Here is a 24803-nt window from a genome sequence, read left to right on the forward strand (position 1 = left end):
GGCCCTGACGCGCGTACGGCCCCCGCCGGGGTGGCGGGAGCCGTACGGAACGGGCCTGGCGTCAGCCCATGTGGATCGGGGCGCCCTCGGTCTTGCGGCCGGCCTTGACGAACAGGGCCAGGGCCGCCGCGACCAGGGCGACCGCCGTGCTCACGACGAAGCCGAGGTGCAGGCCGTCCATGAAGGACAGGTGCGCCGCGTCGGAGACCGTCTTGGCCACCTGGGCCGGCAGCCCGGGCGGGGCCTGGCCCACCGAGGCCAGGGCCTTCAGCCCCTCCATCTCCGCGGGCTTGACGCCCTGCGCCACCGGGCCGAGGTATCCGGGCAGCACGTCGGCCACCTTGGCGGACACGACCGCGCCCAGGATGGCGGTGCCGAGGGCGCCGCCGACCTGCATCGCGGAGTTCTGCACGCCGCCCGCGACGCCGCTCAGCTCCTCCGGCGCGTTGCCCACGATGATCTCGGTGGCGCCGACGAACACCGGCGACAGGCCGAACGCGAGCAGCACGAACGGGATCGCGCTGTCGGCGAAGGCGGCCTCGACGCTGAGCCGCGACATGAGGAACATCGCGAAGGCGCTGATCACCATGCCGCCCGCGATGGTGATCTTCGGACCGAGCTTGCCGATGAGGATGCCCGCGATGGGCGAGGCGACGATCATGCCGGCGCTCATGGGCAGCATCCGCAGACCCGAGTCGAGCGGCGTGAGCCCGTGCACGCCCTGGAAGAAGAACGTGAGGAAGAACATCGCGCCGAACATCGCGAACGACATGAGGATCATGAGGACGGTCCCGATCGAGACCGAGGCGTTGCGGAACAGGCTCAGCGGCAGCAGCGGCTCGCTCGCCTTCGACTGCCAGAACAGGAACACGGCCCCGACCACCACGGCGGCGGCGAGGAAGCCGAGCGTCTTGGCGTCGCCCCAGCCCCACTCGGGAGCCTTGATGATGGCCCACACCAGCGCGAACATCGCGCCGGACAGCAGCAGGACGCCGAGCCAGTCGACCCGGGACAGCATCTTGGCCTTGCTCTCCCGCAGCGCCCACAGCCCGAACGCGAAAGCCACCACGCCGACCGGCACGTTGATGAAGAACACCGACTGCCAGCTCACGTTCTCCACCAGGAGGCCGCCGACGATCGGGCCCGCCGCGCTCGACAGACCGATGATCGCGCCCCACGCGCCCATGGCCATGTTGAGCTTCTCACCGGGGAACGCCGAGCGGAGCAACGCGAGCGCGGCGGGCTGGAGCAGCGCGCCGAACAGTCCCTGCAGCACCCGCAGCGCGATCAGCACGCCGATCGAGGACGACAGTCCGATGGCGAGCGAGGTCAGCGCGAAGCCTGCGACGCCGACCAGGAAGACGAGCTTGTGCCCGAACAGGTCGCCGAGCTTGCCCGCGGTGATCAGGAAGACCGCCAGCGCGAGCAGGTAACCGCTGGTCACCCACTGCAGGTCCGCCAGCGTCGCCTTCAGTTCGACCTGGATGACCGGGTTCGCGATCGCCACGACCGTGCCGTCGAGCATGACCATGATCACGCCGAGCGAGACGGCGAGCAGCGTGAGCCATGGATGCCCCTGGCCTCGTCCTGGAGGCGCGTCGGCGTCCACCGATACGGCTTGAGTCATGGAGATTCCCCCTTAGCACCACTGTGTCGACCAGCAGTAATTTATGTCAGTCGATGACAGATGACAAATCCTTTTATCCGACATACGGTGACATCTGAGAGTTTGTGAACCGGCAGTTTCGAGGAGGTGACCGCCGTGGGTCTACGCGAACGCAAGAAGCAGCGGACGCGGGACGCTCTGATCGACGCGGCCCTCGACCTCTTCCTCACCAGGGGCTACGAGGCGACGACCGTCGACCAGATCGCCGCCGAGGTGGAGGTCTCGCCCAGGACGTTCTTCCGGTACTTCGCCTCCAAGGAGGACGTGGCGCTCTCGCTGACCGCCGACGAGCAGCGGATGCTCCTCGCGGAGCTGGCTTCGCGCCCCGAGTCGGAGTCGCCGTTCACGGCGCTGTGCCAGGCGATGCGCTCGTTGCTGCAGATCCTACGAGAGGCGGATGATGCGGAGGCAGGCAGGTACCTGCGTTGCCAGAAGGTCGTGCACTCCACGCCCGCCCTGCTCGCCGGGACCATGCGGCTGATCAAGGAGAACGAGCGCAGGCTGGTCGCCGAGGTGGCCCGCAGGCTGGGAGCGGACCCGTGCGACCTGCAGCCGCAGTTCATCGTGGCCGTCTTCGTCAGCGTGGCCCTCGCCTGCTTCGACGAGCGCACACAGGACCCCGCCGTACTGGCACGGCGGCTGGAGGACCTGCTCGCACTGGCCGAGCGCTCCCTGTGTCCCGGCTGGGACCAGCCCGTACGCTCCGGGGCGGCCGAGCCGGCCTCGGCCCCGGGCTGACGCGCCGGCGCGTCCTCACAGCAGGACGACGCACCCGCGCTCGCGCAGGGGGCGGACGCAGGCCGGGACCTCGTCGAACTTGATCCAGCGCAGATCGAGCTTCTCCAGCCGCGGCAGCTCCGCGAGCCCGCCGGGCAGCGTGGAGAGGCGGGTCGCCCGCAGGTCGAGGTGGGTCAGCTCCGTCAGGCGTACGACAGAGTCGGGCAGCCGTTCCAGGGGGTTGCCGCGCAGGTCCAGGTGACGCAGCGCGCGCAGCCCTCCGATCGCGTCGGGCAGCGCGGCGAGACGGTTGTTCCTGAGGTGCAGCTCGCGCAGCCCGGTCAGGCGGCCGATCGTCTCCGGCAGCGCCGTCAGCAGGTTGTCGTGGGCGCGCAGCTCGTGCAGGCCGGTCATGCCGCCGATCGACGCGGGCAGCGCGGCCAGCCGGTTCTCCGCCAGATTGAGATAGCCGAGCCGGTCGAGCCGTCCCAGCGAGGCGGGCACCGAGGTGAACCCGTTGTCGCTCAGGTAGAGGTAGTCCGTGAGGCGGGGCAGGTCGCCGATCTCCGCGGGCACCTCGCGCAGCCGGTTGTGCCCGAGGTCGAGCATGCGCAGCTCGCGAAGGCGGCCGAGGCCGGGAGGAAGGCCGGCGATCTCGTTCTCCGCCAGGTTGAGCGACCGCAGCCGGCTGAGCCGCCACAGCGTGTCCGGCACCGCGGTCAGCGCGTTGCGCCCCGCACTGAAGTGTTCGAGCGAGGCGAGACGGCCGAGTTCGGGCGGGAGGGCCGCGATCCGGTTGCCGTAGAGCAGCAGGACCCGCAGCCGCTCCAGGCGCCCGATCCAGCCGGGCAGCGTCGTGAGCGCGTTCCCGTCGAGGTCGATGTGGCGCAGCGTCGCCATGTCGCCCACGGCCGTGGGCAGCGACGGCAGCCCCGCACCGGGCGCCACCAGGGCGACGGGCACACCGCCGGCGAACCGTACGGCGCCCGGAGGCGCCCAACGGGGTTCGGGCACGCCGAGATCGGGCATGGCAGCCGACTCTACAGACGACCTCCACGCCCTCGCACAGCGGCCGATCGGTGAATGTTTCATCGGGATGACGCGGCCAGGTGAGGGCCCGCGGCGGGAGATCGCGCTGGTCCGATGGCCCGCGCCGCCGAACCGGTTCAGTAGGGAGGCGGCCGTCGGCGAGCGCGCGAGAGCCGTCTCCTGTACGGCCCCGGCTCCCCCTGCCTATGGTGCGTGCGGCGCTTCCATCGGCGCCGAGACCCCCACCCGAGGTACCGAATGAGAACACGTTTCATCGCCGCGGGCGCGGCCCTCCTCGCCCTCCTGATGTCAGTGGTCGCGATGACCCAGAACGCGCAGGCCGCCACCGGACTCCACGTCAGCGGCACGAAGATCCTCGAAGCCAACGGCAACCAGTTCATCATGCGGGGCACCAGCCACGCCCACACCTGGTATTCGAGCCAGACGAGCTCGTTCGCGAACATCAAGTCCCTGGGCGCGAACACCGTCCGCGTCGTGCTGAGCGGCGGCCGCTGGACGGCCAACGCGGCGAGCGACGTCGCCAACGTCATCTCCCTGTGCAAGCAGAACCGGTTAATCTGCGTGCTCGAGAACCACGACACCACCGGCTACGGCGAGCAGAGCGGCGCGTACACGCTGGACCAGGCGGTCGACTACTGGGTCGGCCTCAAGAGCGTGCTGACCGGCCAGGAGAACTACGTCGTCATCAACATCGGCAACGAGCCGTACGGCAACAACAGCCCGTCCGCCTGGACCAGCGCGACCAAGAGCGCGATCAGCAGGATGCGGGCGGCCGGATTCCAGCACCTGCTGATGGTCGACGCGCCGAACTGGGGCCAGGACTGGCAGTTCGTCATGCGCGACAACGCCGCCTCGGTCTTCGACAGCGACCCCCAGAAGAACACCGTCTTCTCGATCCACATGTACGGCGTCTTCGACACGGCGGCCGAGGTCACCGGCTACCTCCAGGCGTTCCAGACCGCCGGCCTGCCGCTGGTGATCGGCGAGTTCGGCAACATGCACTCGGACGGCGACCCCGACGAGGACACGATCATGTCGCAGGCCCAGTCGCGGGGCGTCGGCTACCTCGGCTGGTCGTGGAGCGGCAACGGCGGCGGCGTCGAATACCTGGACCAGGTGACGAACTTCAACGTCAACCAGCTCACCTCCTGGGGCCAGCGGCTCTTCAACGGCGCCAACGGCATCAAGTCGACCGCCAAGGAGGCGACGATCTACAGCGGCCAGCCGCCGGTGAGCCCGTCGGCCAGCCCGTCCGCCTCCCCCAGCCCGTCGGCGTCGCCCAGCGCCTCGCCGAGCGCGTCCCCGAGCCCCAGCCCGTCCCCGAGCGGCGGCGCCAAGGGCTGTTCGGCGACGTACAAGGTCGCCAACCAGTGGGGCGGCGGCTTCCAGGGCGAGGTGACCGTCAAGGCCGGCTCCAGCGCCATCTCCGGCTGGACCGTGACCTGGACGTTCGCCAACGGCCAGGCGGTCACCCAGGTGTGGAACGCCACCGTGACGTCGAGCGGATCGTCGATCACGGCCAAGAACGTGAGCTACAACGGCGGCCTCGCCGCCGGAGCGTCCACCTCGTTCGGGTTCCTCGGCTCCTGGACCGGCACCAACGCGGTGCCGTCGGTGAGCTGCACCGCGAGCTGAGACGCCTCACCCAGATGGCCGGGCGCGCTCCCCGCGCCCGGCCTCCGCGTCACCGCGCGGCCCGGGCGGGGCGTGCCGGGGAATCAGTTGAGCAGGGGGTCGTCGGGGAAGGTGGCGACCATGGCGAGGTCGCCCTTCTGCCTGCGCAGCACGGTGCGCCACAGCGTGGCCGGGTTCGGGTGGAAGGTGTCCCCCGGCTCGGAGTCCACGACGTACCAGGCGCCCTCCTGGAGCTCGTTCTCGAGCTGTCCAGCGGTCCAGCCCGCGTAGCCCGCGAAGATCCGCATCTGGGAGATCTCCCCCGCCAGGATCTCCGGGGGCGCGTCGAGGTCCACCGTGCCGAGGCGCGAGACCGCCGCCCTGCCCTGCAGCCGGCGCCAGCCCAGCGGCTCCTCGCCGCTGAGCACGACGGCGAGCGCGAGCGCGCTGTCCGTCTGCACCGGGCCCCCCTCGAACAGCACCGGAGGACCCGTGACCAAGGCGTCCCAGGACGGTAAGACCTGGGTCACGGCGATCTCGCTGGGACGGTTGAGGACCACACCCAAAGTGCCGCCGTCCTCGTCGTGCTCCAGGACGAGCACCACGCTACGCCGGAAGTTGGGGTCGTCGAGCAGTGGCGTCGCTACAAGCAACCCGCCGACGTAGATCGCCTCCGCCATACATCCCATCATGAGGGAGGATTGCGGATTCGTGTACGCCGACCCCGGTTTGCCGCGCCATATTACTTACCGTGACAGCGGCGTCACCGCCCGGGAGTCGATCAGGCCTCGGTGAAGCCGCGCGCCTTGCCCCCGGCCGACTCTCGTACGGCCGCCGCCACCGCGTTGGCCACGTCGGGGTGGAAGACGCTGGGAATGATGTAGTTGGGGCCGAGCTCCTCGCTCGTCACGACCGCGGCCAGCGCGCGGGCCGCCGCGAGGAGCATCTCCGGCGTGACGCCGTCCGCCTGGGCGTCGAGCAGGCCGCGGAACACGCCAGGGAACGCCAGCACGTTGTTGATCTGGTTGGGGTAGTCCGACCGGCCCGTGGCCACGACCGCCGCGTGCTCGCGGGCGTCGTCCGGGGAGACCTCCGGCTCGGGGTTGGCCAGCGCGAACACCACCGCGTCCTTCGCCATGGCGGCGACGTCGTCCCCGGTCAGGATCCCCGGCGCGGAGACGCCGATGAAGACGTCGGCGCCCTTGACCGCACCGCGCAGGTCGCCGCCGTACCCCTCGCTGTTGGTGTGCTCGGCGATCCACCGCAGCGAGTCGTCGAGGTCGTCGCGGCCGAGGTGCACCGCCCCGCGGTAGTCGCAGACGACGACGTTCCTCGCCCCGGCCGCCAGCAGCAGGCGCAGGACGGCGGTGCCGGCCGCTCCGGCGCCGGCCATCGCGATCCGCACCTCGGAAAGCTCCTTGCCGACGACCTTCAGCGCGTTGGTCAGCGCGGCGAGCACGCAGATGGCGGTGCCGTGCTGGTCGTCGTGGAAGACCGGGATGTCGAGCAGCTCACGCAGCCGCCGCTCCACCTCGAAGCAGCGCGGCGCCGAGATGTCCTCCAGGTTGATGCCGCCGAAGCCCGGCGCGATGGCCCGCACGGTCGCGACGATCTCGTCCACGTCCTGGGTGTCGAGGCAGATGGGCCAGGCGTCGATGCCGGCGAACCGCTTGAACAGGGCGGCCTTGCCCTCCATCACCGGCAGTGCGGCGGCGGGGCCGATGTTGCCGAGGCCGAGGACGGCCGAGCCGTCGGTGACGACGGCGACCGAGTTCCGCTTGATCGTGAGGCGGCGGGCGTCCTCGGGATTGCGCGCGATCGCCAGGCTGACCCGCGCCACCCCGGGGGTGTACGCCATCGACAGCTCGTCGCGGTTGCGCAGGGGGACCTTCGACTGCATCTCGATCTTGCCGCCGAGGTGCATGAGGAAGGTCCGGTCGGAGACCTTGTGGATCACGACGTCCTCGACCGCGCCGAGGCTGTCCACGATCGCCTGCACGTGGTCGGCGTCCTTGGCCGCGCACGTCACGTCGATGCGGAGCTTCTCGTGACCGGCGTTGGTCACGTCGAGGGCGGTCACCACGCCGCCCGCGTTCTCCACCGCGTGGGTGAGCAGGCTGACCGCCTTGCCCCCTGCGGGCACCTCGAGGCGCACGGTGATCGAGTAGGACACGCTGGGCACGGTGGCCACGTCTATCCGCTCCTTTGCGGGTGATGCCTGGCCGTGCTCTCCCGGCTGCTCCAGTGGGGCGCGGCCTCCGCGTGGCGGCCACGCTCGCGCATCCGGCTGGACGGCTCATGGGTGCTATCCATCGTGCCATCCCCGGCGGGGTGTTTCAGCCCGTGCCCGTACTGTTCCGCCACGCGCCGTGCCCGGCCCGCGCGCCGCCGTACGGCCGGGCCGGGCGGGCGCGGGCCGGAACCCGGCCGGAAACGGGTCAGAAAAGCGCGCTGGCCAGCGCCCTGCGCGCCCGCGACACGGACGGGTCGTCGGAGGGCAGCGCGTCGAACAGCCCCAGCAGGTGGACGCGCGCCTTGTCCCTGTCGGCGCCCCGGGTGCGCTTCACGAGCGCGATGAGCCGGTCGAACGCCTCGTCCACCTGGCCGTTCACCATCTCCAGGTCGGCGGCCTGGGTCTGCACGTCCACGTCGTCGGGGTTCGCGGCGGCCCGGCGCAGCACGTCGGCCGGATCGAGGTCCTGCGTGCGCCGCAGCAGCCCGACCCCCGCGAGGCCGATCTTCGCGCCCTCGTCCGACGGCGCCCTCGCCAGCAGGCGCTCGTACGCCGCGGCCGCGGCGTCCAGGTCGCCCTTCTCGACGGCCTGCTCGGCCGCCAGGAGCTCGGGGTCGACCGGCGGCTCTGCGGGCTGGTCCTCGCCCGGCGCGACCGGCTCCATGCCGAGCTGCTCGAACACCTGCGCCAACGCCTGCCGGAGCTGCGCCTCCGGCAACGGGCCCTCGAACAGGGGCATGAGCTGCCCCTGGAAGGCCAGATAGACGGTGGGCACCGCGCGCATCCGCAGCGCCTGGGCGAGCTGCGGGTCGGCCTCCACGTCCACCCTCGCCAGCACCCATGCGCCCGCCGCCTCCGCGGCCAGCTTCTCCATCACGCCGCTGAACTGCCGGACCTGCTCGGCCCTGGTCACCGTCGCTTCGACGATCACGGGAACGCTCAGGGAGCGCTCCACCACCTCGGCGTTGAAGGTGGCCGAGGTCACCTCGATGACGTCCGCCGAGGCGGCTCCGGAAGGCCCGGCGGCCTCACGCCGCGCCTGGGCCTCGAGTGCCTGCTTGCGTGCGCCGAGGTCCACGGCGCCGTAGAGCGATCCAGGTCGAGAGAACTCCGCTGCCATACCCCCAATCCTGCCGTACCCGCCCGCGTGATCCGTGCGATCCCCGCCGCCTTCCTCCGCGATCTGGGCGGGCCGGCGCCCGCCGTAGGGTGAATGACGCACAAAACGCCCTATGGAGGGAGCAGGAGATGGCAGTGGAACGCATCGGCCCGCCGACCGTCGCCGGGGAGCGCGAGATGCTGCGGGCGTTCCTCGACTACCACCGGGCCACGCTCGCGCTGAAGTGCGACGGCCTGTCGGACGAGGAGCTGCGCCGCAGGTCGATGCCGCCTTCGACGCTCTCGCTGCTCGGCCTGGTCAGGCACATGGCCGAGGTCGAGCGCGCGTGGTTCCGCCGTGTGATCGGCAAGGAGGACGTGCCGCTCGTCTGGTCGGAGGAGGGCGACTACCAGGCGGCGTACGACCCGAGCGGGTCCACCGGCGCGGAGGCGTTCGCCGCCTGGCAGGCGGAGGTCGAGCACTCCCGCAGGATCGAGCGCGCGGCGGAGTCGCTCGACGTCACCGCCTACCAGCCCCGGTGGGGCGAAGAGGTCTCGCTGCGGCTGGTGATGCTGCACATGATCCACGAGTACGCCCGGCACAACGGCCACGCCGACTTCCTGCGCGAGGGCGTCGACGGAACCGTGGGCGCCTGAGACCACCCGCCCCGCCCGTCAGCTCACCGTTTCCTCAGCCAACCGGGCCCTGGACGGTCCTGCGCTCGGTACGGAAGATCAGCGTCGTCTCCAGATGGACGATCTCCGGACGGACCAGGATGCGCTCGAGGACCAGCCGGTGCAGGTGATCGGCGTCGGGCACCGCGACGTGCACCAGAAAGTCCTGCGGGCCGGCCACGTGGAACAGCGCGATCGTCTCGGGGAGCCCGAGCACGAACGCCCGCAGCGGGTCCACCAGCTGGCTCGTGTGGGGCCGCACGCGCAACGCCAGCAGGGCCTCCAGCGGCCGTCCGAGCGCCTGGGTGTCGACCTCCGCGCGGAAGGCCGTGATCAGGCCCCGCCGGCGCAGCGACCGCACGCGTTCGAGAGCGGTGGAGGGGGCGACGCCGACCCGCTCGGCGAGATCCTTGTTGGGCAGCCGCGCGTCCTTCTGCAGCAGCTCCAGGATCTTCCTGTCGGTCGAATCCAGTTCGGCGGTCACGCCTTCTTCCCTTCGTCGATTCGGTGTCTGTGGCGGAAGGGCGTCCACTACGTCCATCATCGCGCCATGACCCCGAATCACGCCTGGGACATCGACGACTTCGTCCACGCCGCCGAGGTGACCGTGCAGGGCCTGGCCGCGTACGTCCGGGAGAGCCAGGACGGGGCGGCGCCGGTGATCCGCCGTCGGCCGCCCGGGGAGCTGGCCGGACGGCTGGGGCTCACCCGCTGGATCCGGGAGGGCGGCATGACCCCGGAGAGCTACCGGGAGTGGCTCGACGCCTACCTCGCGGAGAGCACGCGGCTGCACCATCCGGCCTACCTGGCCCACCAGACGGCCGCGCCCGACTTCCCCGCCGCACTGGCCGACTTCGTCCACGGCGCGATCAACAACCCGATGGCGATCTACGAGATGGGCGCCGCGGCGGCGACCGTCGAGTTCGAGGTGCTGCGCTGGATGCTCGGCAAGGTCGGCTTCCCCGAGGGCGGCGGCGTGCTCACCCACGGCGGGTCGCTGGCCAACCTGACCGCGCTGCTCGCCGCGCGGGCCGCCGCCGCGCCGGACGCGTGGACCGAGGGCGTGCCCGGCGATCTCGCCCTCCTCGCGCCGCCGTCGGCGCACTACTCGGTCACCCGGGCGGCGGCGATCCTCGGCCTCGGCGAGCGCGCGGTCGTGCCGCTCGACGTGGACGACCTGGGCAGGATCGACGTGGCCCGGCTCCCCGAGGGGCTCGATCGGGCGCGGCGGGCCGGCCGCCGGCCGATGGCCCTGGTCGCCGCCGCCTGCGCCACCGGCACCGGCCTCTACGACGACCTGCGGCCCATCGGCGAGTTCTGCGCCGAGCACGGCCTGTGGTTCCACGTGGACGGCGCGCACGGCGCGTCGGCGCTGCTCAGCGACGGGCACCGCCACCTGCTCGACGGCGTCGAGCTGGCCGATTCCGTCATCTGGGACGCGCACAAGATGCTGCGCACCTCAGGCCTCGCGGCGGCCGTGCTCGTCCGGCGCGAGGGCGACCTGGACGCCGCGTTCCGGCAGCGGGCCAGCTACCTGTTCTACGGCGACCAGGGGTTCGACCTGATCGGCAGGACCGTGGAGTGCACCAAGGCGGCGCTCGGGCTGAAGGTCTTCCTCAACCTGGCCTGGCGGGGTGAGCGCGGCCTCGGCGAGCACGTGGCGCGGCGGTACGCCACCGCGCATCGCTTCTGGGAACTGGCCCGCGAGCGGCCCGGCTTCCACTGCCCGTACGAGCCGGAGAGCAACATCGTCTGCTTCCGGTGCGGCGACGGGGACCAGGCCGCCATTCGCGAGACCCTGCTGGAGGAGGGCTCCTTCCACCTGACCTCGGCCGAGCTCGGGGGCGTCCGCCACCTGCGGGTGACGGTCATGGCCCCGGCCACCGACGACAAGACCCTCGAAGCTCTCCTCGACCGCGTCGCCGCCCTGTCCGGGCTCTAGGCGGATCACACGAGCGTGGCCGTCAGCGGGAGAAAAGGTCGATGATCTCGTGGCCACGGCGGGTGCGCAGGATCCACACCTCGCGCCCTCTGCGCTCCCTGCGGATCAGCCCGGCCGCCTCCAGACGGTCGCAGTGGTAGGTGATGGCGCTCGGGACCGTACCGGCCAGAGTGGCGAGTTGACCCATGGTCGCAGGCCGGACCAGCGACGACAGCAGGCCGGCGCGCGCCGGCCCGAGCATGGAGGCCAGCTCGTCGGCCCCTCGGCGCGCGGGATCGGCCCCGAGCCACACGGCGTCCGCCCGCGGGAGCGGGTAGGCGATCCAGACGTAGCCGGGCAGGTCGAGGTTGAGGATCGTGGCGTCGGGCCCGGAGAGCATGGGCACGAGCACCAGCCTGCGACGGCCGAGGTCGTACCGCGCGGGCTCCTGGTCGCTCATGAGCAGGCTGCCTTCGGCGTACCTGATGCGCTCGCTGAGCGTGCCGAGGAGCGCGTCGAGCGCGCCGCGCACCACCGCCGTACCGACCCGCTCGACCTCCCGGTCGAGCAGCGGCTGCGCTCGCTCCCACAGAGGCCTGACCGCGGACCAGACGTCGGAGACGGCGCTCGCGTACCCGTTCAGCCACCGGCGCGGCCGCTCAGCGGCCAGCCTCCAGTGCTCGGGCACGCGCTCCGGCCCGTACGCCTGCTCCATGTCGTCGAGCAGCGCGTCCGGCCGCATGTCGAGCAGCCAGGCGATCTGGGACTCCACGGAGGCGTCGGCGACCGGCGGCAGCGGGACGATCGTGTCCGGCGCCACGGAGTGGCCGGGCGCGCCGAGCGGGCGACACGCCTGCCGGCCCTCGGCGCCGACGGACTCCCGGATCCTGCGCCGCCACCGCTCCGGCAGTCCCCGCCGCCGAGCGGCCACCGCGTCCACCAACAGCGACAGCACCGACACCTGCGGCGAGACCGCGACCGAAACCCCCGGGCTGGGGCAGAGCCGCAATTCGCTCCACGTCTCCGCGCGTCGCACCTTTCCCCCGAGGCACTTCTTCCACTACGTGAAGGCACACCCTAGCCAAGCCGGCCGGAACCCTTCTGACGTTTCAAAGATCCGCGAAACCACCGGGGACGTCGCTTGCACGTTCGTTGAAATGGCCGGGAACCCGGCCGCACACCGCCCAAGCTGACCGAACGTTGAAATCTTGCGAAAGGACAGCACATGTCTATTCGGCTCGGCGGGCGCACTGCCACGTTCGGTCTCGCGCTGGCCCTCGCCGCCTCGGCGTCGGCCGCCGGCGCCGTCCCCGCCTCAGCCGCCCCGTCGTCGGCGACGGCGGCCGCATCGAGCACGTCCATCCAGAAGGTCCGGCTCTACGAACTGACGACCAAGGGCGACCAGGGCTTCTTCTACACGGCCGACCAGGCGGAGATGGAGCAGGCCGTCACCAAGCACGGCATGCGGGTGACCCAGACGCCGCTGTACTACATCTCCCGTACGGCCTTCCCCGGTGGCAAGCCCATGTGGCGGCTCCGCTATACGATCAAGTCGTCCTACCTGGTCACCGTCTCCCCCCAGGAGCGCGACCAGCTGGTCGGATCAGGCAGATTCGTGAACGACGGCATACTCGGATACGCGGCCGAGGACGGCTGCGCCGCCGGCACGACCAAGGTCTGGCGTCTGAGCGACAACGGCAAGTGGCGTCTGGCCGTGGAGTCGCACATGATCAGCATCGTCAACAACGAGCCCGGCTGGAAGCTCGACGGCCGGGCCTTCAACCACTTCATGTCGTGATCGCTTTCCGGCCGCCGGCCGAGCCCCCGCAGCGCGCCGGGGATGCGGCGGCGGTCCGGCCGGAGCCTGTTCCCGGGACGTCAGGGCGCACGCCGTCCCGGGAACGTCCGCGTCAGAAGGCGGCGGGCTCGGAGTAGGTGCCCCACTCCTCGCGCAGGACGTCGCAGATCTCGCCCAGCGTGGCCTCGGCCCGCACGGCCTCCAGCATGGGCGGGATCATGTTGTCGTCGCCCTTTGACGCGGCCCGCAGGGCGGCCAGCGCCGCGTCGACGGCCTCCCGGTCCCGCGCGGCGCGCCGCTCGGACAGCACCCTGCGCTGCTCGACCTCGACCTCGTGGCTGATCCGCAGGATCTCCAGCGGCTGCTCCACGGTCGAGGTGTGGCAGTTCACGCCGACGATCCGCTTGTCGCCCTTCTCCAGCTTGCGCTGGTAGTCGAAGGCCGATTCGGCGATCTCCGACATGAACCAGCCTTCCTCGATGCCCCGCAGGATGCCGGCGGTCATCGTGCCGTCGCCGCCCATCTCCCGGATCCTCGCGAAGGTCTTCTCCGCCTCGGCCTCCAGCCGGTCGGTCAGCGCCTCGACGTACCAGGAGCCGCCCAGCGGGTCGACGACGTTGACGACCTCCGTCTCCTCCATGATCACCTGCTGGGTGCGCAGCGCGATCTCGGCGGCCTTCTCCGACGGCAGCGCGAGCACCTCGTCCAGCGCGTTGGTGTGCAGCGAGTTGGTGCCGCCGAGCACGGCCGCCAGCGCCTCGATCGCGGTGCGGACGACGTTGTTGTCCGGCTGCTGGGCGGTCAGCGACACCCCCGCCGTCTGGGTGTGGAAGCGCAGCCACTGCGCCTTCTCGGTGCGCGCGCCGTACACGTCGCGCATCCAGCGGGCCCAGATGCGCCGCGCGGCGCGGAACTTCGCGATCTCCTCGAAGAAGTCGATGTGCGCGTCGAAGAAGAACGACAGGCCCGGCGCGAACACGTCCACGTCGAGCCCGCGCGACAGGCCCAGCTCGACGTAGCCGAAGCCGTCGGCGAGCGTGAAGGCCAGCTCCTGCGCGGCCGTGGCCCCCGCTTCGCGGATGTGGTAGCCCGACACCGACAGCGGCTTGTACGCGGGGATCTCGGCGGCGCAGAACTCCATCAGGTCGCCGATCAGCCGCAGGTGCGGCTCGGGTGCGAACAGCCACTCCTTCTGCGCGATGTACTCCTTGAAGATGTCCGTCTGGAGCGTGCCGTTGAGCTTCCCCACCGGCACGCCCTGCCGCTCGGCCGCGACCACGTACATGCAGAAGATCGGCACGGCGGGCCCGCTGATGGTCATCGACGTGGTGACCTCGCCGAGCGGGATGCCGTCGAACAGCAGGTCCATGTCGAGGGCCGAGTCGATCGCCACGCCGCAGTGGCCCACCTCGCCGAGCGAGCGGGGGTCGTCGGAGTCGCGGCCCATCAGCGTCGGCATGTCGAACGCCACCGACAGGCCGCCGCCCCCGGCGCCGAGGATCATCTTGTAGCGCTCGTTGGTCTGCCTGGCGTTGCCGAACCCGGCGAACTGACGGATGGTCCAGGGACGGCCGCGGTAGCCGGTGGCGTACAGGCCGCGGGTGAAGGGGAACTCGCCCGGCCAGCCGATGCGCTCGAACCTCGGGTCCTCCCCGGGCGGCCCGTAGACGGGGTCCACCTCCAGCCCCGACAGGGTCCGGAACTCGCGGTCCCGCTTGAAGGCGGCGTCGTATCGCGCCTGCCAGCGGGCCCTGCCCGCCTCTGTCGCCTCGGCGCTCGTCGCGTCCGGCTTCATGTACCCCTCCCCGGGTCTCACTCTCCGAGAAAATACTAGGACGTCCTAGTAAATTCGGCCACCACCGCTCCCCCGGCCGGCCGGTCGCCTCCCCGGTGCTCATGTCACACGTTGGTCGCGAATTGTCACGGACCTTTGACAGAGCCAGGAAATCTTCAAACATGGTCAGCGCCCTCGAAGTCCACACGGAGGTGGATGTGAAGCGCTTGACAGTCGTCGCCGCGACCGCGGCGATGGTGGCGGCAACCCTCGCCACACCCGCGCAGGCCGAACCGGCGGCCGCCGGGTCGGCGGCCCAGACCGAATACGTGGTCCTGTACAAGGAAGGCGCGGCCGCCGCGGACGCCCAGAAGGCGATCGAAGCGGCGGGCGGCAGTGTGATCAAGGTGAACACCGAGGTCGGACTGGCCACGGTCAGCACTACCAACGCCGGCTTCGTCAACGCCCTGCAGGGCGCGGCGGCCATCGAAGGGGTCGCCCGCAACCGCGTGATCGGCAGCGCGCCGGACGACGCGAAGGCGTCCGCCGCTGCGAAGAAGGCCGTGGCGAAGGCGGCCAGGAGCAAGGCCGTGGAGAAGGAGGGCCGCGGCGGCGCCACGGGCCCCAAGTGGGGCCGCAACGTCAAGGACGAGCCGCTCGCCGACCTGCAGTGGGACATGAAGCAGATCCACGCGGACCAGGCCCACAGGTTCGAGCAGGGCGACAAGCGGGTCCTCGTCGGCATCCTCGACACCGGCGTCGACGGCTCGCACCCCGACATCGCGCCCAACTTCGACCGGCGGCTGAGCCGGAACTTCACCGTCGACCTGCCCGCGGACGCCAACGGCGACAACATCGACGGGAAGTGCGAGGACGACCCCGACGGGTCCTGCACCGACCCGAACGACGTGGACGAGGACGGCCACGGCACCCACGTCGCCTCGTCGATCGCCTCCCCCATCAACAAGCTGGGCATCTCGGGCGTCGCGCCCAAGGTGACGATCGTGAACCTGCGGGCCGGCCAGGACTCGGGCTACTTCTTCCTCCAGCCCACCGTCGACGCCCTCACCTACGCGGGCGACATCGGCGTCGACGTGGTCAACATGAGCTACTACATCGACCCGTGGCTGTTCAACTGCACCGACAACCCGGCCGACAGCCCCGAGGAGCAGGCCCAGCAGCGGCTGTACATCGCCGCCACCCAGCGGGCGCTCGACTACGCCCACGCGCGCGGCGTGACGCTCGTCAGCGCGGCCGGCAACGAGGCGATCGACTACACCAAGACCAACGTCGACGCCGTCAGCCCCGACTACGCCAGCTTCCCAGGCCAGGCGGTCAGGACCCGGACCATCCCCGCGTCCTGCGTCTCGCTGCCGGCCGAGGCCGAGCACGTGATCTCGGTGTCCTCCACCGGCATCAGCAAGCGGAAGGCCTACTACTCCAGCTACGGCAACGGCTACGTCGACGTGGCCTCGCCCGGCGGCGACGTCTATGACACCGCCGGCAACACGAGGGACATCACCAAGGCCACGCTCTCGGCCTATCCCAAGGCGCTCGCCGTGGCCAACGGCGAGATCGACGAGAACGGCGACCCGACGGTGCCGTACGTGGTGAAGGACTGCAAGGGCTCCGTCTGCGCCTACTACCAGTACCTGCAGGGCACCTCGATGGCCTCGCCGCGCGCGGCCGGCGTCGCGGCGCTGATCGTCAGCCGGTACGGCAAGCACGACCGCGCCCACGGCGGCCTGACGATGGACCCCGACAAGGTGGAGGCGATCCTCAAGGGAACGGCCACCAGGACGGCCTGCCCGAACCCGCCCGCCTACACCTACACCCGTCACCTGCCGGACGGCACCACGGTGACCGCCACGCACACCTGTGAGGGCACCGCCGACAACAACGGCTTCTACGGCAGGGGCATCGTCGACGCCCTGCGCGCCGTCGGCCGCTGACGCCCTCGGGCCGGTGACGAACCCGTGGTGTGCGTCACCGGCCCACCCGGGCGGCGCGGATCAGGAGCCGCCGAGATAGGCGAGGACCGCGGCGACCCGGCGGTGGATGTCCGGGCTGGCCTCCAGCCCCAGCTTCAGGAAGATCGAGTTCACGTTCTTCTCCACCGCGGAGATCGACAGGGACAGTGCCCGTGCGATGCCGCCGTTCGACCTGCCGCGCGCCATCTCGCGCAGCACGTCACGCTCCCGGGGCGTGAACGCCTCCCGCTCTCCCCGTACGGCGCGGCGCGCCAGCAGCCCCTCCACCACCTTGGGGTCGATGACCGAGCCGCCCTCGGCGACCGAGCGGATCGCGCCGAGCAGCTCGTCGAGGTCCCCCACCCGGTCCTTCAGCAGGTACGCGAGGCCCTCCGTGCCGCCCCTGAACAGTTCGAAGGCGTAGATCGAGTCGGCGAACTGCGACAGCACGACGACACCGACGCGGGGCTCGTCCGCGCGGATCCGGTGGGCGGCGTCGATCCCCTCGAACCCCGGGCGCCAGCCCTCGCCCGGCATGCGGATGTCGGTGACGACCACGTCGGGACCGAGCCGCCTGGCCGCGTCGACCAACTCCGCCGCGCTCCCCACCGCTCCGACGACCGCGACCTCCCCCGAGCTCTCCAGCAACTGCCGGGTGCCCTCGCGTACGAGGTAGTGGTCGTCGGCGACCAGGGCGCGCAGCCTGCGCGGCTGCCTTCCGGCGGCGGGCCCGGCGGGGGGACGTTCAGACATCGGCGGTCACCCAGGCGCGCACCCGCGTTCCCTCTCCGGGCCCGGCCGTCGTCTCCAGCCCTCCGCCGAGCGCCGCCATGCGGTCGGCCAGCGTGGCCAGCCCGCGGCGTGCCACGGCCCGGAGGTCGAACCCCGTCCCGTCGTCGGTCACCGACGCCTGGAGCCTGCCGGCGTCGTGCCAGAGCCGCACCTCGATCCGGGACGCCCCCGCGTGCTTGAGCGCGTTGGCGATCGCCTCGCTGACCACGAAATACATCGCTCCCTCGATCTCGTCCGGGAACCTGCGGGTGCGCAGGGCCGGATCGGCCGTCACGGTGGTCGCGACCGGCAGGCCCGAGCACCGCCCCTCGACGGCCTCCACCAGCCCGCCCTGGCTCAGCACGGAGGGATGGATGCCGGCCGCGAGCTCCCGCAGGTCCGCCAGCGCCTGGCGGGCCTGTTCCCGCAGCAGGGCCAGGGCCTCGGCCCCGCCGCCCGTCGCGCGGGCCAGCTCCAGCCCCGCGATCAGCGCCACGAGCTGCTGCTGCACGCCGTCGTGGATGTTGCGCTCGATCCGCCGCCGCTCGGCCTCCTGGGCGTTCACCAGCCGGGCGGCGAGCGCCGCGCTGCGGATCGCGAGCCCGACCGGCACGGCCAGGGCCGCGAGCAGCCGCCGGTCGTCGCGGGTCAGCCGCCCCGCCGTCTTGGGCCCGCAGGTGATGCGCCCCAGCCCGGCCGGGACCGTGAGCACGGCCTCGCCCCGCTCCTCCCCCGCCACGACGCGGGTGCCGTCCCCGAGCTCGACGGCGGCCCAGCGGGCGTCCAGTCCCGCCCGCACCGCCTGCGCCAGCCTGCCGAGCTGCTCGACCGGCTCGGCCTCCTCCAGGTCCGGGCCCAGGCGGGACAGCAGTTCGTCGACCGTCGGGCGGACGTCGAACACGAGGTACAGACGCGAGCCCCGGACGCCGACCCTGATGTCGAGCAGGTCGTGGCGCAGCACGGCGGCGCCGATGGCGGCCGGCAGCGCCCCGACCAGGCCCAGCACCCCGACGACGTCGGCGGCGTCGTGCGGTTCCGACGCTCCGGAAAACATGATCACGACAAAGGCGCCGAGGTTGGCCAGCAGGCCCGCCACCATCCAGCCGAGCCGGCCCCGCTCGGGCGGACGGCTGTGCCGCAGACGGAGGAGAAGGCCGCCCAGCACCACCAGCGCCAGCAGGAAGGCGACCAGCTGACCGGCCGTCGCCAGCAGCGCGGCGACGAGGCCGAGCGGTCCCCGCAGCCCGAGAGGGTTGGCGTGCACGACCTCGTCCGGATAACCGGCCGGCATGAACAGCACGCCCAGCCAGTGCGCGGCGATCGCCACGGCCGCCGCGACCGCGACGACCCGCCAGCGCCGTGACGGCAGTCTCCCGTCGGGGAACAGGAGCGGCACCAACACCCACGACAGGCCGTAGAAGACCGGGAACGCCGAGCTCAGCACGGCGCCGACGACGACCGGCCAGTACGGATCAGGACCGAGCCGGAGCAGCAGGCCGATACCGAGCCCGCCCAGCCCGAGACAGTCCGCGGCCGCCAGCAGCAGCCAGCCGTAGGCGTTGTCCGGCCGCCGGGCCGCGATCAACCAGCCGAGGGCGGGCAGGAGCAGGGCGATCGACATGAACGCCCACTGCGACGCGGGGGCCGGCAGCCCCGTCTCGAGCAACGCGCCGGCGACGATCCCGGCGGCGGCGACGGCGGCCATGCCCGCCGCGAGCGGCCGGACCGCTGCCGTGGACTTCATGGCAGGCATCCTGACGGGCGCGCGCGTCCACCGTCTATGAGGTTGTCCTCACATTCGGTGCGGCTCCCCGCAGCCCGCAAGCCGGGGGTACGCCGTGTATCGGGACCGCGCAGTGATCTTTAGCGTGAGATCACGTGGCCGCCCACCGCCGCGGCGAACCGCCGACGGTCCCGCACCCGAGCGCCGGATTCCCTACCTCGAAGGAGCTCTCTCGTGCCGATCGCACCGAGATCGATGCGCAGCAGGACGATTCCCCTCATGAGCGCGGCGCTCGTGCTCGCCGCGGCGACCACCGCCGCACCCGCCGCCGCGGCTCCCGCCGCCGTCGCCGCCGGTGCGGCACTCGCGGCGCCCAGCCCCACACCCACGCCGGACATTCCGAACTCTCCGGTGGGCGAGCAGCTTCGCTGGTTCCTGGCGGCGGCCGCCGCCCTCCCGATTCCCGAGGACCAGATCAGGGCGCACTTCAGCGCCGGCTTCCTCACGCAGGTGCCCCCTGCTCAGGTCAACGAGGCCCTGAAGAGCCTGGTCGGCCTGCGGCTCGAGTCGCTGACCCAGGTCACGCCCACCGCTCTGTCCGGGGTGGTCACGACCGCCCGGGGACGTGTCCAGCTCTCCATGTCCGTCGACGGCGACGGGAGGATCGACGCCCTCCTGTTCGGCCTGGAGCAGCGCGAGGCGCCGCGGAGCTGGGCCGAGCTGGACAAGCGCCTGCGCGCGATCGCGCCCCACGTGGGGTTCCTGGCGGCCGAGGTCCGCGCGGACGGCGGATGCCGTCCCGTGCACACCGTTGCCCCGGACACCCCCCGGCCGCTCGGCTCCATGTTCAAGCTGTACGTGCTGGGCGCGACGGCCGAGCAGATCAAGAAGGGCCGGCTCTCCTGGGACACGCCCCTGACCATCCGGCCCGAGTTGAAGAGCCTGCCGAGCGGCACGCTCCAGGACCGTCCCGACAACAGCACCGTCTCCGTACGCGAGGCGGCCAAGCTGATGATCTCGATCAGCGACAACACCGGCGCCGACCTGCTGATCGACAAGGTCGGCCGCGCCCGGGTGGAGGCCCAGGCGGGGCGGTGGTCCGGCCACGCGGCGCTGAACCGGCCGTTCCTCACGACCAGGGAGCTCTTCCTCCTGAAGGCCGTCGGCTATCCGCGCCTCGCGAGGAAATACCTGTCGCTCGACCGCTCCCGGCGGTACCGCTACCTGGCCACCACCGTCGCGCGTACGCCCCTGACCGAGGTGAAGGCGTGGAACAAGCCCAGGGACATCGACAGGCTGGAGTGGTTCGCCTCTCCCGGGGACGTCTGCCGCGCCTTCTCGGGCCTGTCCGCGCTGAACACGCCGCCCCTCGGCGAGGTCATGTCGGCCAACGACGCCGGGCTCGGGCTCGACGCCAAGGCCTGGCCCACGGTCTGGTTCAAGGGCGGCTCCGAGCCCGGCGTGCTCTCCATGGGCTACCTCGCCCGTGACGCCGCGGGCAGGACATACGTGGTGACCGCGCTCACCGGCGACCCCCGCACCGCACTGGACGAGAACTCGGCCGGGGCCGAACTGCTGGCCCTCGTCCGGGGCTCGTTCGCGATGCTCGCCAAGGGCCGCGTCAGGAGCTGAAGTCGCCCGCGGCGACGCGCAGGGTCCTGAGCAGCCCGAACATCTCGTCCAGCTCGGCGTCGTCGTACATGCCCATGCAGAAACCCGCGTTCATCAGGTCGGCCGTGGCCCGCCGCACGATGTCGCGGCCCTCGTCGGTGATCTCCGCGAGCACGCCGCGGCCGTCCCGCGGGTTGCGCATGCGGCGGACCAGGCCGGCCCGTTCGAGGCGGTCCACGGTGTTGGTCACGCTCGTCGGGTGCACCATCAGCCGCTCGCCGATCTTCGACAGCGGCAGCGACCCGGCCCGGCTGAACGTGAGCAGCACGAGCGCCTCATATCGGGCGAAGGTCAGGTCGTACGGCTTGAGCAGCGTGTCCAGTTGCGCCAGCAGGATCTGGTGGGCTCTCATGATCGAAGTGACGGCGGCCATGGCGGACGACGGCCCGAACGTCGAACGCCAGGTCTCGGCAGCCCGCTCGATCGGGTCGAACGGGAGCTTGAGCGGCCGGGGGCCACCCGTGGGCGGTGGCTCTGAGCTGGGCGGAACGGACACAGCGATATACGGTAGCGCGACGGCGGCCAAGATCGACCGGCGCACCGAGCGTAACCGGCTCTATTCCTTGACCCCAGAACTCCCCCCGTGCGGGTCACGCTCCGTTATGGTTGCCACGTCGAAAGGTGAGGCGGCGGCAAACCCGGCGGCACGGGGAACCCCGTCTGCTAGAGGACGTCTCGCGGACGGGGGTCCGCGGGGGACGCGTCCGACGGCGGGCGAGGCGAGGCCGGCCGGCGAACCAGCGCCACGGGGAACGGCGTGGGTTCGCGCACCGCTCACACAGACACGGGGGAGATTCTCAATGGACAGCATCGCTGTCCCGGCGCCGCATGCGCGCCGGACTTCGGTGGCGTGGCCAGGGGCCGCGCCCTGCTGTGGGTGAGCATAGGGGCGGTTCACGCGGTGAGCTGAGACACGGCGCGCTGGTCGCGGCGACCGTGCTGTTCGTGCTCGCGCTCATCGCCGCGTGGAGCGTCCTCATTCCCGGTTTCATGGACTGGGACGACATAGTGGCGGCCGTCATCGGCTCGCTGCGCCTGACGGGACCGCTCGGAGCCGCGTTCGCGGCCTGGGTCGCGTTCCGCAGGCGCCGCGCGGAGAAGGGCCGTGTCCTGACGCCGTGGCGGGCCGCCAGGGCGCCGCTGTCGATCATCGCGGTCGTCACCGGCTCCTTCGGGGCCACCGTGCTGCTGCTCGGGCTGCGCGCCGCGCTGACCGGGCAGGGCGGGCCGCTGCTGCCCGGCGGTCTCGCGATGTCCGTCGCCGGGCTGGGGCTGTACGTCGTGGTCGGCTGGATCCTCGGCTGGCTCGTGCCGGTCGTCGTCGTCCCGCTGATCGCGGGAGCCGGCACGTTCGGGCTGTTCACCTGGCTGGCCACCGGGCCCAACTGGGCCGACCGCCTCGCGCCCGCCGCCGGGGAGCCGTACGACCTGCTCTCCGGCGTCAGCGAGACCGCCTACGCGGACCAGACGCTGTGGCTGCTGGGCCTCAGCACCGCGCTGCTCCTCGGATGGGTGGCCCTGGTGACCCGGCGGACGCTGGCGCTGGCCGCCGCGGTGATCGCCGTGCTGGCCGCGGGGACCGGCGCGGCCCGGCTCGTCACCGTGCCGCGGACGATGACGGTGAGCGAACGCCTCGTCTGCCAGGAATGGCCGATCAGCGTCTGCGTGCATCCGGCGCTGCGCGGGGGCCTGGCCGAGCTCGCCAGCGTCTTCACCACGCTCGCGATAAAGCTGGACGGCACGCCGGCCGCCTTCAAGAGGGTCGAGCAACGGGCGTACGGCGAGGGTGATCCCGCGGGGCCGGGAGTGGTCGTCGTCCACATCGACGACCTCGGGTCCGGGTACGCCCAGCGGGCGGCCGCCGAGTTTCTCGACCGCCTGGCCCGCCCCTGCCCGGGAACCGTGGCCGCGGGCTACCGGGCCATCGTCGTCGCCTGGCTGCGGGACGTCTCGCTGCCCAGCGGACCGTTGCGCGAGCACCAGGAGGCGGCCATCTGGTTCTCCGAACTGAGCAATGGCCAGCGGCGCGACTGGCTGCGCATGTTCTACTCCGACTTCGTCTCCTGCGGCCTGCAGGCCAAGCACTTCGGCGGCGGCACCCGGCCCGCCGACCCCGTCGCGTCGGGCTATCCGGTGAACCCCACCCCCGCGTACACGCCGGACTATCCGGTCGGGCCGACTCCGCGGGGTACGGCCGTCGCCACCGGCATGCCGACCGGCCCCGACCCCGGCTGGGGGCAGGGCACGGACCCGCGCGGCGGGACCGGTCCGGAATGGACCGGCCCGAGTCCGGCCGCCCCGGTGTGGCCGTCTCCCGCCGCGAGCCCCGCGGGCCAGGATCCGGCGGGTCAGGGCCCTGGTGGTCAGGGCCCGATGGGTCAGAGTCCGGTGGGTCAGGGCCCCATGGGTCAGGGGCCGGCGGGCCGCCCGGGTTACCCGGGTCCGTGGGACACGCCGAACGGCGAGGGCGCCCGGAGAGGCCGCCCATGGGCGCCAGGACCGGGACGGTCGCCGCACCCCTGGCGGCCCGGAAGGACCGGCAGGCCCGGTGACGGCGCGTCGCCTGACCGGCCCGGAGCACAGGAAAGGCCCGGAGCGCCCGGAGCGCAGGAACGGCCAGGTGCGCAGGAACGGCCCGGCGGCGTCGGCGCGAGCCCGTCACCCGCGCTGAACCGGCCCGGCCGCCCGCAGCCCGGCGCGCAGAACCGGCCCGGCGGCGCGAGCCCCTCAGCCGTCCGAGACCATCGGCCGGGCCGTCCGCGGTCCGGCGGCCCGGTTCCCGGCCGGGAGGGGCACGACGGGCGCCCCGGGCGCACCGCCCGCCCCGGAGGACGCGACGGAGGACGAGACGGAGGACGAGACGGTGGTCGTGACAGCGCTCGCGATGGCGACCGGGCCGGCGGTCGCACGGACCCCGCCCGGCCTGCCACGGACGACACCGGCGCCCGCGACGCGAGCCCCCAGGACGACTCCGGCGTGGCGGGTGTCCCCGGCACGCTCCTGGTCCCCGCCGCGTAGTCCGCGCCCCGCCCGGGGCAGAACCGGGCGCGGCGCGCGGCAGGCCGCGGGAACGCGCGGGCGAGGCGGCGCCCGGCGGACGGCCTGGACGTCAGGGCTGTAGCGGCGCCGCGCCCGGCCGGCGGGCCGGGCGCGTGAGCGCTGCGACGGAGGCCTGTCCGGTTACCGTGCCGGACGCTGCGGAGCGGCCGGTCCGGCCATCGGTCCGGACGGAAGACGGGTTTGGGAGGACCGAAGCACGGCCTGTAGGCAGAAATGATCTTGTTGAACGTGAGATCGCGGGAATACCGGGAAGATTCCCCCCGTGGATCGTCAGACCCGTCCCTCGTTCGCGCCGGCCGACTCCGGCGCCGCCGCCACCGATGCCACGGCGAGCGCCGGGGCCCCCGCAGCCCGCTCCCGGCGTGGCTGGCGGGTGCTCGCCGGCCTGCTGTTCGTGGTCCTGCTGCTCGTGGTCGGCGCCCGGCTGACCTGGTCCTGGCTCAACCCGCTGGGCGAGCAGACCATCGACCGCAGCGGCCCCGCGCTGCTCCGGTCGGTGCAGAACCTGAGCCGCTTCGAGGCCGCGACCGGCGACTTCCAGGTCATCGTCGATTTGGAGAAGGACGCCAAGTTCCTCCCAGACGCGATCAAGGGCTCCCGCACGCTCTTCGTGGGCGCCGGCACCGTGGACGCCTACGTGGACTTCTCCACGCTGCCCAAGGACGCCTTCACCGTCTCCCCCGACCGCACGGCGGTGACGGTGCGGCTGCCGCACGCCGAGCTGGAAAAGCCCAACCTCGACAACAAGCGGTCGTACGTGTTCGCCCAGGAGAGGGGCATCTTCGACCGGATCTCCGACTTCCTGTCGTCCTCGCCGCAGAACCAGCAGGAGCTCTACGTGCTGGCCGAACGCAAGATCGGCGACGCGGCCACCGCCAGTGACCTGCGCTCGCGGGCCGACCAGAACGCCAAGGCCATGCTGGAGGGCATGCTGAAGTCCCTCGGCTTCACGAGGATCACGGTCAAGTACACCGGCGAGCCCTGACCCGTCGGCCGCCGCGAGGCGAGAGCCGTACGGGCCGGGGCCCCCGGAGACCTCAGCCGGACACCTCAGCCGGACGC

The 24803-nt window shown here is 72.0% G+C and carries 20 protein-coding genes; 9 read left to right on the plus strand and 11 right to left on the minus strand.

The genetic code is table 11. The annotated features are described in order from the left end of the window. Positions 1-61: 61 nt before the first annotated feature. Entirely contained in the window at positions 62-1627 is a 1566-nt protein-coding gene (locus FLW16_RS13305; RefSeq protein ID WP_142560312.1) for an MFS transporter, read from the minus strand. Positions 1628-1762: 135 nt separating this feature from the next. On the opposite strand from FLW16_RS13305, the gene FLW16_RS13310 reads away from it, so the two are divergent. Then, positions 1763-2404 (plus strand): TetR family transcriptional regulator, encoded by a 642-nt coding sequence (locus tag FLW16_RS13310; RefSeq protein ID WP_185949400.1) that lies wholly within the window; start codon positions 1763-1765, stop codon positions 2402-2404. 15 nt (positions 2405-2419) lie between these two features. On the opposite strand, the gene FLW16_RS13315 is transcribed toward FLW16_RS13310, so the two are convergent. Next, positions 2420-3412, minus strand: coding sequence for a leucine-rich repeat domain-containing protein (locus FLW16_RS13315; protein WP_142560314.1), 993 nt, complete (start codon positions 3410-3412; stop codon positions 2420-2422). Between the two features lie 258 nt (positions 3413-3670). Between FLW16_RS13315 and FLW16_RS13320 the strand changes: the two genes are divergently transcribed. Beyond that, positions 3671-5068 carry a cellulase family glycosylhydrolase gene (locus tag FLW16_RS13320; RefSeq protein ID WP_142560315.1) on the plus strand — a complete coding sequence of 466 codons (1398 nt, stop codon included), beginning with the start codon at positions 3671-3673 and terminating at the stop codon, positions 5066-5068. Between the two features lie 83 nt (positions 5069-5151). Here FLW16_RS13320 and FLW16_RS13325 read toward each other — a convergent pair whose 3' ends face one another. From FLW16_RS13325 to FLW16_RS13335, 3 genes are all read right to left on the minus strand, one after another. After that, complete coding sequence (locus tag FLW16_RS13325) at positions 5152-5727, minus strand: YqgE/AlgH family protein (RefSeq protein ID WP_142560316.1); 576 nt, start codon at positions 5725-5727, stop codon at positions 5152-5154. Positions 5728-5828: 101 nt separating this feature from the next. After that, the gene (locus FLW16_RS13330; protein ID WP_142560317.1) at positions 5829-7238 is read right to left on the minus strand and encodes an NAD-dependent malic enzyme; all 1410 of its coding nucleotides are present in this window, start codon (positions 7236-7238) and stop codon (positions 5829-5831) included. 247 nt (positions 7239-7485) lie between these two features. Continuing rightward, on the minus strand, positions 7486-8400 hold the full coding sequence (locus tag FLW16_RS13335) for a tetratricopeptide repeat protein (protein ID WP_142560318.1): 915 nt from the start codon (positions 8398-8400) through the stop codon (positions 7486-7488). A gap of 128 nt (positions 8401-8528) precedes the next feature. Here FLW16_RS13335 and FLW16_RS13340 point away from each other — a divergent pair, with 128 nt between their 5' ends. Continuing rightward, positions 8529-9035, plus strand: coding sequence for a DinB family protein (locus FLW16_RS13340; RefSeq protein WP_142560319.1), 507 nt, complete (start codon positions 8529-8531; stop codon positions 9033-9035). 34 nt (positions 9036-9069) lie between these two features. On the opposite strand, the gene FLW16_RS13345 is transcribed toward FLW16_RS13340, so the two are convergent. Continuing rightward, entirely contained in the window at positions 9070-9537 is a 468-nt protein-coding gene (locus FLW16_RS13345) for an Lrp/AsnC family transcriptional regulator (protein WP_221891049.1), read from the minus strand. A 66-nt stretch (positions 9538-9603) separates the two neighbouring features. Between FLW16_RS13345 and FLW16_RS13350 the strand changes: the two genes are divergently transcribed. Continuing rightward, a complete protein-coding gene (locus tag FLW16_RS13350) occupies positions 9604-10995 on the plus strand; it encodes a pyridoxal-dependent decarboxylase (RefSeq protein ID WP_142560320.1) in 1392 nt (463 codons plus the stop codon). A gap of 22 nt (positions 10996-11017) precedes the next feature. Here the strand turns inward: FLW16_RS13350 and FLW16_RS13355 are convergent, their stop codons facing one another. Next, a complete protein-coding gene (locus FLW16_RS13355; protein WP_142560321.1) occupies positions 11018-12010 on the minus strand; it encodes a MarR family transcriptional regulator in 993 nt (330 codons plus the stop codon). Between the two features lie 189 nt (positions 12011-12199). Here FLW16_RS13355 and FLW16_RS13360 point away from each other — a divergent pair, with 189 nt between their 5' ends. Beyond that, entirely contained in the window at positions 12200-12772 is a 573-nt protein-coding gene (locus FLW16_RS13360; protein WP_142560322.1) for a hypothetical protein, read from the plus strand. A gap of 112 nt (positions 12773-12884) precedes the next feature. Here FLW16_RS13360 and FLW16_RS13365 read toward each other — a convergent pair whose 3' ends face one another. Further along, positions 12885-14567 carry a methylmalonyl-CoA mutase gene (locus FLW16_RS13365; RefSeq protein WP_142560323.1) on the minus strand — a complete coding sequence of 561 codons (1683 nt, stop codon included), beginning with the start codon at positions 14565-14567 and terminating at the stop codon, positions 12885-12887. 197 nt (positions 14568-14764) lie between these two features. Between FLW16_RS13365 and FLW16_RS13370 the strand changes: the two genes are divergently transcribed. After that, positions 14765-16498, plus strand: coding sequence for a S8 family serine peptidase (locus tag FLW16_RS13370; protein ID WP_260615225.1), 1734 nt, complete (start codon positions 14765-14767; stop codon positions 16496-16498). Positions 16499-16558: 60 nt separating this feature from the next. On the opposite strand, the gene FLW16_RS13375 is transcribed toward FLW16_RS13370, so the two are convergent. Together FLW16_RS13375 and FLW16_RS13380 are read right to left on the minus strand one after the other, a co-directional pair. Continuing rightward, positions 16559-17269 (minus strand): response regulator transcription factor, encoded by a 711-nt coding sequence (locus FLW16_RS13375; protein WP_142560324.1) that lies wholly within the window; start codon positions 17267-17269, stop codon positions 16559-16561. After that, positions 17262-19031, minus strand: coding sequence for a histidine kinase (locus FLW16_RS13380; RefSeq protein WP_142560325.1), 1770 nt, complete (start codon positions 19029-19031; stop codon positions 17262-17264). The genes FLW16_RS13375 and FLW16_RS13380 overlap by 8 nt, the downstream gene beginning before the upstream one ends. A 213-nt stretch (positions 19032-19244) precedes the next feature. Here FLW16_RS13380 and FLW16_RS13385 point away from each other — a divergent pair, with 213 nt between their 5' ends. Further along, on the plus strand, positions 19245-20642 hold the full coding sequence (locus FLW16_RS13385; RefSeq protein WP_142560326.1) for a serine hydrolase: 1398 nt from the start codon (positions 19245-19247) through the stop codon (positions 20640-20642). On the opposite strand, the gene FLW16_RS13390 is transcribed toward FLW16_RS13385, so the two are convergent. Beyond that, on the minus strand, positions 20632-21177 hold the full coding sequence (locus FLW16_RS13390) for a MarR family winged helix-turn-helix transcriptional regulator (RefSeq protein WP_142560327.1): 546 nt from the start codon (positions 21175-21177) through the stop codon (positions 20632-20634). The two genes, FLW16_RS13385 and FLW16_RS13390, sit on opposite strands and share 11 nt — an antisense overlap. A gap of 377 nt (positions 21178-21554) precedes the next feature. Between FLW16_RS13390 and FLW16_RS13395 the strand changes: the two genes are divergently transcribed. Next, positions 21555-23699, plus strand: coding sequence for a hypothetical protein (locus tag FLW16_RS13395; protein WP_142560328.1), 2145 nt, complete (start codon positions 21555-21557; stop codon positions 23697-23699). Between the two features lie 304 nt (positions 23700-24003). Further along, positions 24004-24726 carry a DUF4230 domain-containing protein gene (locus tag FLW16_RS13400; RefSeq protein ID WP_260615226.1) on the plus strand — a complete coding sequence of 241 codons (723 nt, stop codon included), beginning with the start codon at positions 24004-24006 and terminating at the stop codon, positions 24724-24726. The last annotated feature ends 77 nt before the right edge of the window (positions 24727-24803 follow it).

The organism is Microbispora sp. KK1-11 (assembly GCF_006874435.1).
Lineage (GTDB): Bacteria > Actinomycetota > Actinomycetes > Streptosporangiales > Streptosporangiaceae > Microbispora > Microbispora catharanthi.

What these genes read in the sequence shown, in the direction of transcription:
- FLW16_RS13305 (WP_142560312.1), bottom strand. Translation starts at nt 1,627, where the DNA reads ATGACTCAAGCCGTATCGGTGGACGCCGACGCGCCTCCAGGACGAGGC.
- FLW16_RS13315 (WP_142560314.1), bottom strand. Translation starts at nt 3,412, where the DNA reads ATGCCCGATCTCGGCGTGCCCGAACCCCGTTGGGCGCCTCCGGGCGCC.
- FLW16_RS13320 (WP_142560315.1), top strand. Translation starts at nt 3,671, where the DNA reads ATGAGAACACGTTTCATCGCCGCGGGCGCGGCCCTCCTCGCCCTCCTG.
- FLW16_RS13325 (WP_142560316.1), bottom strand. Translation starts at nt 5,727, where the DNA reads ATGGCGGAGGCGATCTACGTCGGCGGGTTGCTTGTAGCGACGCCACTG.
- FLW16_RS13335 (WP_142560318.1), bottom strand. Translation starts at nt 8,400, where the DNA reads ATGGCAGCGGAGTTCTCTCGACCTGGATCGCTCTACGGCGCCGTGGAC.
- FLW16_RS13340 (WP_142560319.1), top strand. Translation starts at nt 8,529, where the DNA reads ATGGCAGTGGAACGCATCGGCCCGCCGACCGTCGCCGGGGAGCGCGAG.
- FLW16_RS13350 (WP_142560320.1), top strand. Translation starts at nt 9,604, where the DNA reads ATGACCCCGAATCACGCCTGGGACATCGACGACTTCGTCCACGCCGCC.
- FLW16_RS13360 (WP_142560322.1), top strand. Translation starts at nt 12,200, where the DNA reads ATGTCTATTCGGCTCGGCGGGCGCACTGCCACGTTCGGTCTCGCGCTG.
- FLW16_RS13365 (WP_142560323.1), bottom strand. Translation starts at nt 14,567, where the DNA reads ATGAAGCCGGACGCGACGAGCGCCGAGGCGACAGAGGCGGGCAGGGCC.
- FLW16_RS13375 (WP_142560324.1), bottom strand. Translation starts at nt 17,269, where the DNA reads ATGTCTGAACGTCCCCCCGCCGGGCCCGCCGCCGGAAGGCAGCCGCGC.
- FLW16_RS13380 (WP_142560325.1), bottom strand. Translation starts at nt 19,031, where the DNA reads ATGAAGTCCACGGCAGCGGTCCGGCCGCTCGCGGCGGGCATGGCCGCC.